A 16,928-nucleotide genomic window follows, 5' to 3' on the forward strand; every position below is an offset into this window, starting at 1 on the left:
GCGGATCAACGTTCTTATAGGTCCAAGGGAGAAGACAATGTTCAGTAGAAAATGGATTGCGGCGGCGACACTTGGCGCGCTGCTGCTGGCCGGCCAGGCCATGGCGCAAGACAAGAAGGTCATCGCGGTGTCAATACCGGCAGCCGACCACGGTTGGACGGCGGGCATCGTCTATCACGCACAAGCAGCGGCCAAGGAAATCAACGCCGCGTTCCCGAACGTCGAAGTGGTCGTGAAGACGTCGCCGTCCGCGGCGGAGCAGGTCAGCGCGCTTGAGGACCTGTCGGCCAGCCGCAAGCTGGATGCTTTGGTGATCCTGCCTTACAGCTCGGAAGAGCTGACTCAGCCGGTCAAGGCTATCAAGGACATGGGCACGTTCATCACCGTCGTCGATCGCGGTCTGACTGACGCCTCCGTCCAGGATCTTTACCTCGCCGGCGACAATATCGCGGTTGGCACCAACACAGCCAAGTTCATGATCGATAAGCTCGGCGGCAAGGGCGACGTCGTTGTGCTGCGCGGCATTCCGACCGTCATCGACGACGAGCGCATCAAGGGCTTCCAGGACACGATCAAGGGTACGAACCTGAAAGTTCTCGACATCCAGTACGCGCATTGGAACAGCGACGAGGCCTTCAAGCTGATGCAGGACTATTTGGCCAAGTACCCGCATATCGATGCGGTCTGGGCCAATGACGACGACATGCTGCTTGGCGTGCTCGAAGCGGTCAAGCAATCGGGCCGGACCGATATCAAGCTGGCGCTCGGTGGCAACGGCATGAAGGACATCGTCAAGAAGGTGATCGACGGCGACGCCATGACGCCGGTCGAGACGCCATATCCACCGTCGATGATCAAGACCGCGATCTACATGACCGTCGCCAACCTGATCGGCCAGGCACCCGTCCGTGGCACCGTCAAGCTCGACGCGCCGTTGATCACCCAAGCCAACGCCAAGGAATACTATTTCCCCGACTCGCCATTCTAACCCTATCCGATTTCACCGAAAGGCAGGGCGCGGTCTGCGCCTTGCCTAGCTCAAACACTGAGAGGAAGAGCCATGCCAGGCAAGAAGATACTGATGCTGACCGGTGAGTTCACCGAAGAATACGAAATCTTTGTCTACCAGCAAGCGATGGAAGCCGTCGGTCACACCATCCACGTGGTATGCCCAGACAAGAACGCCGGAGATCTGATCAAGACCTCGCTGCACGACTTCGAGGGCGACCAGACCTACACCGAAAAGCTCGGCCACTATGCGCTAATCAACAAGACTTTCTCGGAAGCCGAGAGGCAGCTCGATCAATATCATGCCGTCTACTGCGCGGGCGGCCGCGGCCCGGAATACATCCGCACCGACAAGCGCGTGCAGGCGATCGTGCGCCATTTCCACGAGGCCAAGAAGCCGATCTTCACCATCTGCCACGGTGTGCAGATCCTGATCGCTGTTGAAGGCGTGGTGCGTGGCAAGAAGGTCGCAGCACTCGGCGCCTGCGAGCCTGAGGTGACACTGGCGGGTGGCACCTATATCGACCTGTCGCCGACCGAGGCCTATGTGGACGGGACAATGGTTTCTGCCAAAGGCTGGACGGCGCTTGCTGCGTTCATCCGCGAATGTTTGAAGGTGCTGGGGACGGAAATCCGCCACGCATAAGCTTCTGGAACCGACGCATTTCGCCAAGGGATGCGTCGGTTGCTTTCAACAGCGCCTCCATATCCATAAATTCGGTCGGGATCGCGGCTCCCGAGCACAACGATATAGGCGAGATGCTCAAGGATCGCCGCCTGGTTACGCCGCTTTTCATCCTTCTTGTTTCACTGATCGCGGCAGTGCTGTTCGACATGCTGGCGCGCGGCGTTGTTTCAGCGTCCGGATTAGAGGTCGTGTCGTCGACCGTGCGGCCCGTCGTCGCCCCGAGGCCATCACGCTCGGTACGAGGACGCGATGAACAAGTTCTCGTAAAACCTTTCTGACGGTCGTTCGATCGGCGCCCACGCAGTGAGGCGCTCCGGGCTTGCTCGTTCAGATTTCAAGTTGCTGGCCCAAGTCAACAGCTGCAACGGCGCGACGCCGCCAATAAATCGGGGTGCGCTTGAGTTCAGGCCGCGCCAGTGAATCTGGGCATCGCGGATAACCCAATAATCTCCTAGCGTCCGGGTTGGTCATCGGCCTGACGAAAAGAACGGCGTCTAGGAACGATTCCGGCCGGCTGCCGTTGCCTAACATTAGATATCTCTTATGGAATCTGCGAAATGCCGCTGTGTCAGAATCTATGCCCTCTTGAAATGACATTCAAATGCCCGCGTTGCGGATTGGCTTTGCTGAAACCCGGGCGCTGGTTTCAGGTTGCATCCAAATATCGCTGCGAGGGGTGTCACAGCGAAATCCGGATTACTTATCCCGACAAGATTGCACTGTTCCAGAAGTATGCGGCGCAGCGCGAGGGTCTACCTCCGCCAAAGCATAGCTCAGTCCTGACCAAGTCATTCAGCGGCTAGGCCATGGTCCTGCCAGGGGCAGTCTGACCGCTGATTGCCGGCGGTAGTGTTGCCTGTTGCATGGAACGAAATCCGTTCCCTGCGGTTGGAGTTCATGCCTCCAGCTACACGCAATTGAGCCGGCCATGCCCTGCAGTCAGGAGCAGTGATGCAAACATACCTGGTAGAGCAAATGGAAGGGGACGACGTAGTTGCGGCGAGTAATGTCAATGCGTCCAGCCCGTTCACGGCGGCGACTATATCAACAGGACGCCAAGTTACCCTGCGGACATGGGAAAACAACTGGGTTCGTGTCACGGATGAGCTTGGAGGAGAAGTATTCGCATATTGCTTCGTTTCAGGCGCCGGCGAAGCGGACAGCAGCGCACAGCCCGACACCTCGGTAAGGTAGTCCCACAGCCCGTGCGGGCGCAGGCTGGCATGCTCAACTTCGAACGATTCAAGCGATCAAGACCGCCTGGCGCATCATCCGAATGATTGATGAAAAGATCATGCCGCGGGGCGATAAGCGGCAACAATCCTAGCGTGGGGCCCTTATGTCTCTGGCGCATTTAGAATCTTCGAGGGCGATTCGAACGGTGCAGACTGACTACCAACCGGTGGTCTCTTGTCGATGGTCAAAAGTTCCCGATCATGCTCTTGACGAGGGCGGGCCCGTTCTACGTCTGCATCAACGGATGGGAACTGGCTTCGTCGACATTCCGGTCTTTGATCACCTGAGGGAAATCGCCGGGCATTATTCCGAAAAATTAGCCGCCAGCGACGGCACCAACCGACTGACCTATTCCGAGCTTTTTCGGGCGGTCGAGGCCTTGGCCAGCCGGATTGAAGCCGTCGTTCCCGACGGAAATGCGGTTGGAATACTTCAGGCCAACTCGGTCTGGTACACAGTTGCGATGCTGGCCAGCATGGCATCCGGTCGACCGTCAGTACCGCTTAACGTGCGAGATCCGGACTCGCGCATCAACGAAATCGTCGCCGACGCGAGGCTCTCCGCCATAATTGGCGACAAAGGCATCCACGGCCTTGATCTGCCCCAGCACGTTGCCCGGATCGAGATAGCGCAATCGTTGCAGGCAACGCTTCGTCCAGCTGAACACCGTACCGTTTCTGTCGATGCACCGGCAATCGTGCTTTATACCTCCGGCAGCACGGGCCGCCCCAAGGGGATTGTCAACAGCCAGCGGAGCTTGCTGTGCCGAGTGCAGCAATATGTCGACGCCTGCCACATCAATGCGCAGGATGTTTTCCTGCCCCTGACCGGCCCGGCAACCATCGCCGGTTGCCGGGAAATCCTTGCTGCTCTTCTTACGGGTGCTACGTTGCAGCTTGTGGAGGTCGAAGCCGTCGGCCTGCGCGCGGTTCGCGGCCGCATGCAATCGGAAGGCGTGACGATCACGTATCTAGTGCCGGCATTGCTTCGCGCTCTCCTGGCGGATGAGCCCGCGGACGCCTTTGGTTCACTCAGGGTTGCCCGAATTGGAGGCGAGAAGGTGTCCTCGGCCGACATCCGCCTGGTGCGCAAGGCTGTCCCGCCAACTTGCCTGGTTCAGATCGGCTATTCATCGACAGAAACGACTGGATCGCAGTGGTTCTTGCCGCACGATTGGCCGGAATTCGATTCCTCAGCTCCCGTCGGCTGGCTGCTTCCGGGAATCAGCTTCGCAATTGTCGATGAAGAGGGTTACCCGGTTCATCCCGGCAAGATCGGAGAACTGTTGATCAGAAGCCCGTATGTCGCACTCGGATATTGGGAAAACGGGGCAGTTGTTCCGTTTGAAATAGATCCCGCCGACCAGACGCTTCGTATCTTTGCAACGGGCGATCTTGTGCAAATTGGGAGTGATGGCCTGTTGCGGATCATCGGTCGAAAAGGGCGCCAGATAAAGGTCAATGGGCGGCGCGTTGAGCCGGCCGAACTCGAACGGGTTCTGCGTGGCGCGCCGTCGGTGAAGGATGCCGTGGTTATCGTCACCCCGGCGAATGAACTGGTTGCGTTCGCCGTCCCGCACGGCGGGGCGGGAGCCAGTTTTTGCGACGAGCTGCGCCAACTTGCCAGGACAAAATTGCCGCCGGCGCTTTGCCCGCTGCGGCTCCATGCAAGCGCCGAGATACCGCGACTGGCCAGCGGAAAGATAGATATGGCAATGCTGGCTGCAATCGACCTTTCGGTTCGGGAAACAACGCCCCCACCGCAAATCGCCCATGCGGGAAATGAAGTTCCTGCTCATCAGATCGTACGGCGTGCCTGGACCAAGGTCCTTAAAACGCGGGTCGCACTGGGGTGCTGGGATGAAGCGGGGGGAGATTCGCTGAAGCTGCTGCATTGCGTGATGGAAATCGAAAGCGCGATCGGGCAAGAGCTCGGATTGGAAGCCTTCACGGTTGGAATGAGCTTCGATGAGATGGTTGCAGCGGTCATTTCCGCTCAAGGAGGCGGAGAGCACGCGCCCGCCTGGAAACACGAGCCTCCGCTGCTTTTCCTTTTCCCCGGGTCGGTCGGCTATGGTCCGAGCCTTGCTTCGTTCGCATCAGCAATAAGCAAGGTCGCCAGGGTGTCTCCCATCAGATATCCGGCCCTGGGCATGATCCTGCAAGGTCAGAACACTGTCGCTGCAATGGTCGAAGCTGCAATTGATCATATCAACCGCGTGCAGCCGACCGGCTGTGTTCGCCTGCTTGGCCACTCGCTCGGAGGAGCGGTCGCTTTTGAGGTTGCCGCGCGTCTGCTTGATCAAGGGCGAGTGGTAGCGTTCACGGGCATTCTGGATACCAGCCTGGTTGGCGAGCGCAGCAAGCGTTGGGAGACCATTACCCGGACATTTCACCGGATCCGAACCAATCGTATATCGGCTAGTCGGGTGGCGTGTCGCGCGCTTGCCAAGGTCGCGGTCAAAATGCACTGCGAATCCCGGCTTGCCGGCTTCCTCGACCGCTATGCCGAGGGTCAGTTCAATCCGACGAGCTTCAGAACCAAACTGGAACTGCAGGAGGTTCTGCGGGCGCGCGCCTTCTTCCAATGGCTGACAGAACCTAGGCCGATACTGCCGATCACCGGCACCTTGTTCCGTTGCACGCGGCCCGGAATGCCGCTTGCACTTGGGTGGGATCGGGCATTCGTCCATCTGGACGTCATTCCGATCGCCGGCACCCACATCGACATGGTCGTGGAGCCTCATCTGACCGTCAATCGCCCACTCATCGAAAACGCTGTGACCGAGACCTACTCTTCAATCGAGTCACGCAAACAGGAGGCAGTGTCATCGACCTGATCGGCGAATTCAGCAGCGATGTGCTGGCGCTCGATGCCCGGCTGGAGATCGATCGCATCGTCGAGACTTTGCGCGAACAGGTTCTCGGCACACAACGGCGTCGCGGAGTGGTCGTCGGGCTCTCCGGAGGCATCGACAGTTCGGTCGTCGCAACGGTGTGCGCACGGGCGTTCGGAAAGTACAAGGTACTGGGCCTGTTCATGCCGGAGCGCGATTCATCAGGCGACTCGTTGAGGCTTGGCCGCAGCGTCGCTGGGCAGCTTGGCATCGACACCATCCTTGAAGATATCGAGCCGGCGCTCGAAGGCATTGGCGCCTACGCCCGACAGATCGAGGCCATCCGAACTGCCGTCCCTGGATATGGCGAAGGCTGGAAATGCAAGCTGGTCATGGCATCGGTGCTGGAGAGCAGCGGCCTCAATATCACGCGCCTTACGGTCGAGGATCCGCACGGAAAGATCGACACCGTGCGTCTGTCGCCGGCGGCTTACCTGCAGATCGTCGCTGCTACCAACTATAAGCAGCGGGTTCGCAAGATGACCGAATATTATCATGCGGACCGCCTCAGCTATGCAGTGGCAGGCACCCCAAACCGGCTCGAATACGACCAGGGCTTCTTCGTCAAGCAGGGCGACGGCGTCGCCGACGTGATGCCTATCGTCCATCTCTACAAGACCCAGGTTTACCAGCTGGCGGAATATCTCGGTATTGACACGGAGGTCCGAACAAGGCCGCCGACCACGGACACGTTTTCCATGGCGCAAACCCAGGAGGAGTTCTACTTCGCCTTGCCCTATCAGTTGATGGATTTGTGCCTCTACGGCATGAATCACGGAATTTCGGCCGGCGCGGTCGCCGCTGCCGCCGGCCTCACGGCCGAGCAGGTCGAGAAGGTCTATAAGGATATCGTCAGCAAACGCCGCGCCGCACGCTACCTTCACGCACGGCCGCAGCTGTCCGCTGCGATGGACAGGGATTGACCCATGTGCGGCATCGCCGGAATTGTGGCGCTAAACGCGGCTGCGGAGCCTCCGTCACGAGCCGCGCTTCTGAGAATGGCAGCCGCGCTCTCCCATCGAGGTCCAGACGAAAGCGGCCTTTACCGCGACAAGCGAGCGGGGCTGGCGCATACCCGCCTGTCGGTCATCGATCTCTCGACCGGACAGCAGCCTCTCGCCGACACAGGCAATACCACCTGGATCGTGTTCAACGGCGAGATCTTCAATTACGTCGAGTTGCGTGACCAACTCATAGCCCTGGGACATCGTTTCCGCACCCGCAGCGATACGGAGGTCGTCGTGCATGCCTACCGCGCCTGGGGCGTGGGCGCGTTCGAGCGGCTGAACGGGCAGTGGGCACTCGCCATCTGGGACTCGCTGACAGGCCGCCTCGTCCTGTCGCGCGACCGGTTCGGCATCTGCCCGCTGCATTTGTGCGAACACGCTGGCCGCCTGCATTTCGCCAGCGAAGTTAAGGCCATCTTCGCAGCCGACCCGGCGATACCGCGGGCCTTCGATCCGGCGGGGGTCGACCAGACTTTCACGCTGTGGACCGTCGTACCGCCGCAAGGCGTATTTCAGGGAGTACAGGAACTTACCCCCGGCCATGTCCGCATCTACGACAATGGCAGCGTTCGTGAGCAGGCTTTCTGGAAACCTTGCTATCCCGAGAGCGAGGACCTGTCCCATGGCACCTTCAGGGGCTCGCTGGAGGATGCGGTGGACGAAGTGCGCGGCGCCTTGCAGGCCGCGACGGCGCTTAGGATGGTGAAGGCGGATGTGCCGGTCGGCTGCTACCTTTCCGGCGGGCTCGACAGCTCACTTGTCGCCATGCTCGGGAGGCGCTTCGCCGGCGCGCCGTTCCAGACTTTCTCGTTGCGTTTTGCTGACGCCGAATATGATGAAACCCGTTACCAGCGGCTGGTTGCAAGTGCGAGCGGCGGCGAGCACCACGAGGTGATGGTTTCGCGCAGTGACATCGCCGACATCTTCCCAGATGTGATCCGTCACGCCGAGCGTCCGATTCTCAGGACGGCGCCGGCGCCGTTGTTCCTTCTCTCGAGGCTGGTGCGCGAACATGGCATCAAGGTCGTGCTGACCGGCGAAGGGGCCGACGAGATGTTCGCCGGCTACGACCTGTTCCGGGAAGGCAAGGTCCGCCGCTTCTGGGGGCGGCAGCCCGCCTCTGCCCGACGCGCGCGACTGCTGGAACGCCTCTACCCTTATCTGAGCCGCTCGCCGGTCAAGCAGCAGGCGATGGCGCGCCAGTTCTTTGGACATGGTATCCATGCATTTGGCGCGCCCGGCTTCGCGCATGATACCCGCTGGCGCACCACCAGCGCCATCAAACGGCTGTTCTCGGCCGACATGCACGCCGAAACGGCGCGTCACGACGTGGTGGCGGACCTGCTCTGCCGCCTGCCCGAAGAGTTTCAACGATGGGGTCCTCTCGCGCAGGACCAGTATCTTGAGATCAGGACGCTGATGTCGGGCTACCTGCTCTCCTCGCAGGGAGACAGGATGCTGATGGCCCATTCCGTCGAAGGGCGGTTCCCGTTCCTGGACGACAGGCTGGTGGCCTTGGCGAATTCGCTACCGGCCGACTACAAGCTGCGCATTCTGGATGAGAAACACGTGCTGAAGCGTGTGGCGAAATCGATCGTGCCCGCGGAAGTCGTGGCCCGCAAGAAGCAACCCTACCGGGCGCCCAACGCACTTTGCTTCATCGGCGATAGCGCACCCGCCTATGTCCGCGAAGCACTCTCGGAGACTGCCCTGCGCGCGGCGAATGTCTTTGATCCGAACTCGGTCGCGCGCCTGCTGGACAAATGCGCTGCCAAGACCGGCGATGGGGATCTGTCCAACTCGGACAACATGGCGTTGGTCGGCGTGCTGTCGACGCAGCTCCTCCATCAGCAGTTTGTCGCAAGCCGCCCTTCGAGCGGGTGTGCGGTCGACCTCAGGATAGATGTCGATCACCTGCACAGGCAAGAGGTGCTGGTATGATGCATGGCGCCGTCCCTCTGCTGCACGACTACCTCAGCCATTCGGCCGGCCGGCTCGGCGACAAGGTGGCGCTGGTGTGCGGCGGGCACCGGCTCGCCTATGATGAGCTTGAGACACGTTCCAACGCGGTCGCCCATCATCTCGTCACGTCCGGGGTCGCCCCCGGTGACCGCGTCATGATCTTCGCCGACAACACCGTCGAGACCGTGGTCAGCTTCTGGGCGGTTCTCAAGGCGAGCGCCGTTGTGTGCGTCGTCAATCCGCTCACCAAGAGCGACAAGCTGGGGTATTTGCTCAACGATTGCCTGCCGGCGGCATTGATCACCGACAAACATTTGCAGCCGATCTTTACTGAGCCGGCGCGTAACTGTCCGTCGCTGCGGCGGCTCATCGTCTCCGGTCAGGTGGACGACGCCGAGCTCCGGGGATTGCCGCATGCCGTGCGCTGGGATGAGGCGGCCGCCGGCCACGGCAAAGCGCCGGCCCGCCGCCGCATCGATATCGATCTCGCAGCCATCATCTACACGTCGGGCTCGACCGGCGAACCCAAAGGCGTGATGCTGACACACAGGAACATGATGGCAGCCTGCGCGTCTATCGCCTCGTACCTCGAGCTTGGCGAAGACGACGTGATCCTCAATGTCTTGCCCCTGGCCTTCGATTACGGCCTCTATCAGATGATAATGGCATTCCGTACCGGGGCGCGGTTGGTCCTCGAGCGCTCGTTTGCCTTCCCCGCACAGATACTTGCGATTATCGAAAGGGAGAGAGTTACAGGCTTTCCCGGCGTGCCGACCATCTTTGCCGCGCTGTCGGATCTCAAGACGCTGAAGGCAAATGATTTTGCAAGCATAAGGTATGTCACGAACACTGCTGCGGCACTGCCGCTCAAGCACATTCGCCTGCTCCAGGAACTGTTTGCCGATGCCCGGATCTATTCGATGTACGGCCTGACCGAATGCAAACGCTGCACCTATCTTCCGCCGGAAGATCTTGCGCGAAAACCGTTGAGCGTGGGGATCGCCATCCCGAACACCGAAATGTGGATTGTCGATGAGGATGACCGAAAGGTCGGTCCCAATGTCGTCGGCCAGTTGGTCATCCGCGGAGCAACGGTCATGAAGGGCTACTGGGGTAAGCCGGAGGCTACCGCGAGGAAGCTCAAGCCTGGCCCTTTGCCCGGCGAGCAGGTTCTGTACACCGGCGACTACTGCCGAATGGACGAGGAAGGGTACCTCTATTTTGTCGGCCGCAGCGATGAGATCATAAAATCGCGGGGAGAAAAGGTGGCGCCTAGGGAAGTCGAAAACGTGCTGATGGAAATCCCGGGAGTACGGGAAGCCGCGGTTGTCGGAGTTCCCGACGACCTGCTGGGGCAAGCAGTGAAAGCGTTTGTCGTCATGGAGCAAGGAACGATCATAGGCGAAAAGCAGCTGCGGATGGAATGTCAGAAGCGGTTGGAAAACTTCATGATTCCGAAGTCCATCCAAATTGTGTCCAGTCTACCGATGACGGACACGGGCAAGCTCAAGAAAATAGCGCTGTCATAAAGCGATACCTGGAAATCATTTGGATCGGAGGCCAATTCAATGCTGAGCACGAACAACAGAATTGACACCTACAGCGATCAGATACGCGCCTTTCTGGCGTCAAATTTCTACGTGGCCGACCCGCGTGCCCTGGAGGTTGAAACGTCGTTGCTCGACCAGGGCATCATAGACTCGACTGGAGTGCTTGAAGTTATCGGCTTCGTCGAGGAGACATTCGGCATCACTGTCGAGGACAGTGAACTTCTGCCTGAGAATTTCGATTCCATCCAGGGAATTGCACGTTACGTGGTGAGCAAGGAAAACTGATCGCCGGGCGATGGTAATAAGGGCGTCTTCCCAACCGAGCGCGCAAACCCATGGCGCGGCTCACGCTGGCGTTCTGGCTCGTGCACAAACCACCCTGGCTTCACCAGCATTGTTCGCAACCGTGCGAATGCTCTCGTAGCCTTTGGAACGTTCAACCAAACTCATGACCTGCCGGTCCTGGCCAAGCCCGACCTCGAAAAGCAGCATACCACCTTGCCGCAGATAGCGCCGCGCCTCCTTGATCACCCGCATGTGAATGCTCAGGCCGTAGGGCCCGGCAGCGAACGCCTCACGTGGTTCAAGTTCCATCAAATGCGCGCGGTCGTTTTCGAGCCGCTTCTCGGAGATGTAAGGCGGGTTGCAAACGACCAGATCGATCGTGCCTTCGAGCTCCAGACCCGAGAAGGAATTGAACAGGTCGCCCTGCAGCACCGAAATGCGTCCGGCCAGGCCAAGATGGGCGACGTTCCGGCACGTGGTTTCTACACAGCTGTCAGTGAGATCGCTCGCCCAGACGCGCGCGGTGGGGACCTTGTATCCAATGGCGCAGGCGAGATTGCCTGCCCCGCAGCACATGTCGACGACACGCGGGACCGGCCGATTAAGTTCACGCAGCACATTGAGGGCGGTGCAGCCGAGCAATTCCGTCTCCGGGCGAGGGACGAGCACGCCGGGCGCGACAACCAACTTCAGTCCCATGAAGTCGGTGCGGCCGGTGCTGTAGGCGCTGGCGACATCTATTTCACCAATCACGACAAACCCGCTTTCTTGATTTTCCCATGCTCGATTTCTCAGGTCGCCCATGTCTTCATGCTGTGAGGCGAGGCATCAGCCTCATCGTTCCCGGCTAGGTTCACGTCCGCGTAGCTACTGGATCGCCGCACTCTGCAGGTCGCTGCTGAACCTCACCTCGATCGTGTCTCCAGGCGCGACCTCAGTGTCCTGGTCGACCGGTCGACTTCTCGACGCGTCGCCGGCCCCGCCGGTTATTGTGATCCGCGCCTGGAAGGTTTCGCCGGCGACCGGCAGTGGAAGAGCGGACGCCCCTGATGGCTGAAGCTTCTGGCTGGCTGCGTGGAGCCTTGCAGTGGTCTCGGCGAGGCGAAGGTCGGTGTCCCTCAACTCGTTCAGAAGGCCGATCCTTCGTTGATTTTCATTGCGTTCCTGCTGCCTGACGAAGTCTTCCTGCTGGCGTCGCGTTCTCATGAGTTCGACCGACGTCTCGAGCGCCCGGCTCGACGACATTAGCACGGCACGTCTGACGTCGGCGAGCCTGCTGTTGGTCAGGTTGCCCGATTCGAACGATTTGGTGACCCGCGCCAGATCGTCCTCATCCTGTTTCACCGCGGCCGCTTCCGTCTGCTCGCGCTTGAGCAGAACCTCGACCTCAGCCTCGGCATCCTTGGCGGTCTTGTCGAGATAGCTTTGCTCCTGTTGAAAATTGTTCAGCGAAATTCTGAGACCCTCCGCTTCCGCCTGCGCGACCGCCGATATCAATGCATTCGACAGGGGCGAACCTTGCGGCGGCTGCATGTCAAATTCTGCCTGGTTCTGAAGTTCGGCGCGGATACGGGCGCCATGAAAGTAGTCCCTGATATAATCCCCCCAGATCGACTCGTAGTCGCGTCGCAGATCAACGGGATCAGGTCCGCTTTGGCTTGCCCGCGACCGCAGAAGGCTGAAACCGCCGGCGACCGCAATCGCCTGCCGGACTGTCATGAGTGGCCGGTAAGCCTGCTGCCCTGGCGTCAGCACATCGCCAGTGACGTAGATCGGCCGGTACTCCGCGATCACGGCCGTGACGTCGCTCGGCTTGATGACGATCATTTGCTCCCGTCCATCAGGCAGACGCTGGTGGACGATCTTGGTTGGCAGCACCGCTTCCATGCGCGTCTGCAATTCAGCCGGCGTCAACCCGCCAACTGGGATCATCCCGAACTCGGGCAGCGCGATCGAGCCATCCATCTGGACAATCGCGCGTTGCGTTCGTTCCGCTATGGAGGCAATTCCTATCTCCACCGTGTCGCCGGGGGAAAGCTTGTAGGCCACCGGCGCTTCAGCCGCGGCTGCGATATCCAGGGCCAGGCAGCCGGCAAGCGCTGCAAAGAAAATTCGGCTAACGAAGGCCATTGATGGCAATCTCCCTTTAATTCAAGCTCGGCTGCTGCGGCCAATCGAGACGGGCGACGAATTCGTAGACCGGCCCACCAGGCACCCCCCAATTGCTCGACCAGATCACTTGCGACCCATCAGGGGACGGTGAGGCATGTGTCTCGCTCCAATAGTCAAATGGAGCGTTTCGCGTCTGCACGATGCGTCGGACCTCCTGACGACCGTCAACACGCAGCGCGATCACTTCGCGCGTGTATGGCGCCCAGTTTGGATGGCTCCGAACCTCATCGGGATTGCCCCCGTAACTTATAAATGCCCATTCGGGCCTGTCCAAAGCACGCAGCGACGTATGCTCGGCCTCACCGTACTTCGTGAGCGACGTGACCTTTCCATCGGACAGCCGACGCTTGATCACCTGATATTCGTCCGGAGCGGATTTGCTGGTTCCGACGTAAATCTCGCTACCATCCGCATCGAGAGTCAAATCGCCATGGCCGGGCCGATGATGGTCCTTCCACCTCTGGCGCAGGGTGCCGTCGACTGCGAAAATGGCTCGCTGCTCGGTGCCGTCGACCAGGTTTTGGAAACACAGGATGTTTTCTCCAAGCGGAGAAATGGTGCAGGAACTGGTCGTTCCGGCAACCTGGGCGAGATCGATGTCCGGGTATTTCAGACGCCGGTCGATGTCGTATGCGAAGACGACGGCAGCCCCATCATCGCGGGTCGCGCGTACGGCAATGCGGTTGCCGTCACGACTAGGATTTCCCTTGGACGGGCCGAATTCGAGATCCCGATATTTCGTTGCGGCATACACTATGTCCTCACGATTGGTGCGGGGAGCCCAAGTCGAGATCTTTTGACCGTCGACACAGATCATCATCTCCGCCTTTCGAGGGCGCCATTCGCACTCACCCGACTTGTTGCGCTGAAACAAAGGGAGGTAGGTTTTCCCGTCGAGGAAACACATGCCGTTGCAGCCGTTCATGAGGACGAGGAGGCTCTGATCCGCATTCCACGCTTGCGCGCTCGAGTATCGGTGACTGCAATATATCTTGCCGCAGACAATTCCGCTGCCAAGAGCTCCGGGCTGGGTAATCCGAGTAAAGCTGATCCCTGTCGCCGGATCAGTGACAGGTTTCAGGTAAGCGGGCAGATCCATTGACGGCTCCGTGCTTGCCGCACCGCTCGGCCGGTTTCCGGCTGTGTGCAGCGCCAGCAGAGCGGCCATCAGCAGCACAGCCGGTATGAGCCGCGGAAAGGTCATGTCATATAGCTCATTTCACGACGGACGCGGCCTTCGCTGAGGCGCGAGCGCCACCACTCGATGGTCCTTTCCAGACCATCACGCAGGCTCGTATGTGCCCGCCATCCGACTTTACTTTCAAGGTTTGAGGAATCGGCGAGCAACGCACGAACCTCGGAGTTCTGCGGCCGCACCCGGCTTTCATCGCGGCGGACCGGTTTCCTGGTGCCACTCAACTCGAGCACCAACTCCAAAACGTCCGAGACACTGGCGGCGCGCTGGCTGCCGGCATTGTAGGCATGGCCAAATTCAAGCTTGGCCGCCCCTGCCGCCACAAATGCCGCCGCAGTGTCTTCCACAAAGGTAAGGTCGCGGATAGGGCTGGTGTCGCCGACCATGATCGCCGAACAGTTCTCGTCCAGAGCCTGCCTTATGATGGTCGGCACGATGGCCCGCTCGCTCTGGCGCGGCCCGTATGTATTGAACGGTCGCAGGATCACCACCGGCACATCGAAGGACCTGGCATAGGACGCCGCCATCATGTCCGCGCCGATCTTGGATGCGGAGTAGGGGGATTGTCCCTGCAACGGGTGGGATTCGTGGATCGGCATGGTCAGAGCGGTGCCATAAACCTCGCTTGTGGACGTATGCACAATGCGCTCGGTTTCCCAGTGGCGTGCCGCTTCGAGGACATTCACGGTACCCAGCACATTGGTTTCCACATAGGATTGGGCAGCCGCATAGGAATAGGGAATCGCAATCAGCGCAGCCAGATGAAACACCACCGCCTGGCCGCGCACGATCCGGTTGATGAAGGCGCTGTCACGAACGTCCCCCCGAATGCACTGCAACTGGCTTCGAACGTGGTCGGGCAAATCATCCAGCCAGCCATGGCTGTCGAACGAGTTGTAGAGGGCCAGTGCCGTGACATCGGCACCTTCGCGCACCAGCGCTTCCGTGAGGTGGGATCCGATAAATCCATCCGCACCCGTGACCAGGACCTTCCTGCCGTGATAGTTCACGACCGTGCACTCCTTCGATCATGTGAGCCGTCAAACTGGCGAACGAACAACAATCCATTCATGCCAAACTCTCCTCACTTGCCAACTCTACCCACTTGCCGCGGGAGGCAGGGACACGCCGAAAACCGCCCTGAAGCCCCGCATTATCCAGACGAGGTCCGATGCAATGGTGCGCCGCGGATAGTAGGCGAGGTCGATCGTTGCCTTGGCCGGGAACAGGACCTCTCGATAAAACAGGAGCGGATCAAGGGAGGGCGGGTAAAAACAGGCTTCGTGACGGAAGAGAACCTGGGTTGGGCCGAGCAGGCCAGGCTTCCACTGTAGGACAGCTTCATTGCCGCCGCGGAAACAATCGGCGAAGGCAAGGCTTTCCGGCCGCGGCCCGACAATTGCCATGTCCCCCGTGAAAACGTTCCACAGTTGGGGCAGCTCATCAAGTTTCGTTGCCGCGAGAAAACGGCCTACCCGCGTCATGCGGCTGTCATCGTTCATGGTCAGCGCAAGGCCGAAAGGATCGGCTGTCGTCTTGAATTTGCGGAACTTGTACATGCGAAACGGTTTTGCGCCGGCACCCAGGCGCGTCTGTGCGAAAAGCACGGGCCAACCGCCCTCGACAAAGAGTGCAACGGCAATCAGGAGCATCAGTGGAGCGAGTACCATTCCCGCTACTGCGGCGAGGATGATGTCCATCGCGCGTCTGGCAATTCCGTGGCTGGTGCCAGCTACGGCGGGCCGATGCATCGTCACGTCGAGTGCGTTCATGCCGCGGCTCCCGCCCGCCCGCTGCCTTCAATCGCCGTGGCCAACGCAACAACCACCGACTCGATCGCACTTGCCGTAATTTGCGGGTGTAGTGGAATCGTCAATTCCCGCTGCGCGAAGTCCTCGGTCTTCGGCAGATGGATTTCAGTGAACATCTGGCGATAAAGCGTCATCTGGTGCACGGGCGTATAGTGGATTGTGGTCTGTATACCCTTCGTTCGCAGATGGTCGATTACCGTTTGCCGGTCGACGTCATGCGGCAGGAGGACAGGCATGATGTGGTAGGCCGAGGTCCGCGGTTTGCCGAACGGGACTGTCACAGCCGAGCAATAATCTGCGATCAGACGCCGATAGAGGACGACCAATATGCGCCGGATTTCATTCCATTCCTGCAGGTTCTGAAGTTGGACCAAGCCGATAGCGGCGCGCAATTCGTCCATGCGATAATTGAAACCGAGCATCGTCACGTCGTATTGCGGCGTGCGGCTGTTCAGCCGCTGATGTGTGCCACTGGTCATCCCATGTCCGCGAGCCTGGCGGATCGCTTCACGGAGCTGTGCATCCCGGGCGATAACGGCCCCGCCTTCCGCGGTGGTCATGTTCTTGTTGCCGTAGAAGCTAAAGGCCGCGGCCGCACCGTAGGTCCCCACCTCCTTAAGGCCGGGAGCATGCGCGGCATCCTCGACGATATGCAGTCCTCGCACACGGGCAAATCTCTGCCATTCTTCCCGGTCGGCGAGGTAGCCGGCAAAATGGACGAGAATGACAGCCTTGGTGCGTCCGGTGCACTTGGCTTCCGCGTCGCTTAGAGACATCAGTGGCACTTCGGCCGACTCTATGTCGACGAATACCGGTGTTGCTCCTACGTAGAGCACTGCATTCGCGGTCGCCACGAAGGTCAGCGAGGGAACCAGCACTTCGTCTCCGGGGCCGATCCCAAGTGCATGGAGAATGAGATGCAGGGCGGCGGTGCAAGAGCTGACGGCGACGCAATCGACCGCATCATGCACGGCCGCGAAGGCCTCTTCAAAGGCTCGTACCTGGTCCCCCATCGTCAGCCACCCACTGTCGACAACTTTGGCCAGGGCCGCCTTTTCCGGAAAGCCAAGAATAGGAGCGCTGACCAAGAGCATTACGACCTCCTCATGTTGGCGCGG

Annotated in this window: 14 protein-coding genes; 8 read left to right on the forward strand and 6 right to left on the reverse strand. The window is 60.0% G+C overall.

What is annotated here, in order from left to right:
* Positions 1 to 37: 37 nt before the first annotated feature.
* From NKJ04_RS15315 to NKJ04_RS15350, 8 genes are all read left to right on the forward strand, one after another.
* Complete coding sequence (locus tag NKJ04_RS15315; protein ID WP_023808960.1) at positions 38 to 988, forward strand: substrate-binding domain-containing protein; 951 nt, start codon at positions 38 to 40, stop codon at positions 986 to 988.
* A 72-nt stretch (positions 989 to 1,060) separates the two neighbouring features.
* A complete protein-coding gene (locus NKJ04_RS15320) occupies positions 1,061 to 1,654 on the forward strand; it encodes a DJ-1/PfpI family protein (RefSeq protein WP_352676082.1) in 594 nt (197 codons plus the stop codon).
* A 113-nt stretch (positions 1,655 to 1,767) separates the two neighbouring features.
* Positions 1,768 to 1,974: a hypothetical protein gene (locus NKJ04_RS15325; protein ID WP_352676084.1), complete on the forward strand. Its 207-nt coding sequence runs from the start codon at positions 1,768 to 1,770 to the stop codon at positions 1,972 to 1,974.
* 1,061 nt (positions 1,975 to 3,035) lie between these two features.
* Entirely contained in the window at positions 3,036 to 5,771 is a 2,736-nt protein-coding gene (locus NKJ04_RS15330) for an AMP-binding protein (protein ID WP_502897929.1), read from the forward strand.
* Positions 5,768 to 6,751 carry an NAD(+) synthase gene (nadE, locus tag NKJ04_RS15335; RefSeq protein ID WP_352676109.1) on the forward strand — a complete coding sequence of 328 codons (984 nt, stop codon included), beginning with the start codon at positions 5,768 to 5,770 and terminating at the stop codon, positions 6,749 to 6,751. Before NKJ04_RS15330 ends, nadE begins: the two co-directional genes overlap by 4 nt.
* A gap of 3 nt (positions 6,752 to 6,754) precedes the next feature.
* The gene (gene asnB / locus NKJ04_RS15340) at positions 6,755 to 8,776 is read left to right on the forward strand and encodes an asparagine synthase (glutamine-hydrolyzing) (RefSeq protein ID WP_352676089.1); all 2,022 of its coding nucleotides are present in this window, start codon (positions 6,755 to 6,757) and stop codon (positions 8,774 to 8,776) included.
* Positions 8,773 to 10,326: a class I adenylate-forming enzyme family protein gene (locus NKJ04_RS15345; RefSeq protein WP_031212342.1), complete on the forward strand. Its 1,554-nt coding sequence runs from the start codon at positions 8,773 to 8,775 to the stop codon at positions 10,324 to 10,326. The genes asnB and NKJ04_RS15345 overlap by 4 nt, the downstream gene beginning before the upstream one ends.
* Before the next feature lie 39 nt (positions 10,327 to 10,365).
* On the forward strand, positions 10,366 to 10,632 hold the full coding sequence (locus NKJ04_RS15350) for an acyl carrier protein (RefSeq protein ID WP_013533122.1): 267 nt from the start codon (positions 10,366 to 10,368) through the stop codon (positions 10,630 to 10,632).
* Between the two features lie 60 nt (positions 10,633 to 10,692).
* Here NKJ04_RS15350 and NKJ04_RS15355 read toward each other — a convergent pair whose 3' ends face one another.
* The 6 genes from NKJ04_RS15355 to NKJ04_RS15380 all read right to left on the reverse strand — a co-directional run bounded on the left by NKJ04_RS15355 (position 10,693) and on the right by NKJ04_RS15380 (position 16,904).
* Entirely contained in the window at positions 10,693 to 11,436 is a 744-nt protein-coding gene (locus tag NKJ04_RS15355; protein WP_050592622.1) for a N5-glutamine methyltransferase family protein, read from the reverse strand.
* A 63-nt stretch (positions 11,437 to 11,499) separates the two neighbouring features.
* Complete coding sequence (locus tag NKJ04_RS15360) at positions 11,500 to 12,762, reverse strand: polysaccharide biosynthesis/export family protein (RefSeq protein WP_023808954.1); 1,263 nt, start codon at positions 12,760 to 12,762, stop codon at positions 11,500 to 11,502.
* A 16-nt stretch (positions 12,763 to 12,778) separates the two neighbouring features.
* A complete protein-coding gene (locus NKJ04_RS15365) occupies positions 12,779 to 14,008 on the reverse strand; it encodes a hypothetical protein (protein ID WP_352676093.1) in 1,230 nt (409 codons plus the stop codon).
* Positions 14,005 to 15,009 (reverse strand): SDR family NAD(P)-dependent oxidoreductase, encoded by a 1,005-nt coding sequence (locus tag NKJ04_RS15370; RefSeq protein ID WP_023808953.1) that lies wholly within the window; start codon positions 15,007 to 15,009, stop codon positions 14,005 to 14,007. Before NKJ04_RS15370 ends, NKJ04_RS15365 begins: the two co-directional genes overlap by 4 nt.
* An 87-nt stretch (positions 15,010 to 15,096) precedes the next feature.
* Positions 15,097 to 15,771, reverse strand: coding sequence for a sugar transferase (locus NKJ04_RS15375; RefSeq protein WP_023808952.1), 675 nt, complete (start codon positions 15,769 to 15,771; stop codon positions 15,097 to 15,099).
* Positions 15,768 to 16,904, reverse strand: a complete 1,137-nt coding sequence (locus NKJ04_RS15380) for a DegT/DnrJ/EryC1/StrS family aminotransferase (protein ID WP_023808951.1) — start codon at positions 16,902 to 16,904, stop codon at positions 15,768 to 15,770. The genes NKJ04_RS15375 and NKJ04_RS15380 overlap by 4 nt, the downstream gene beginning before the upstream one ends.
* Positions 16,905 to 16,928: the final 24 nt, after the last annotated feature.

This window comes from Mesorhizobium sp. M0618 (genome assembly GCF_040320765.1).
GTDB lineage: Bacteria > Pseudomonadota > Alphaproteobacteria > Rhizobiales > Rhizobiaceae > Mesorhizobium.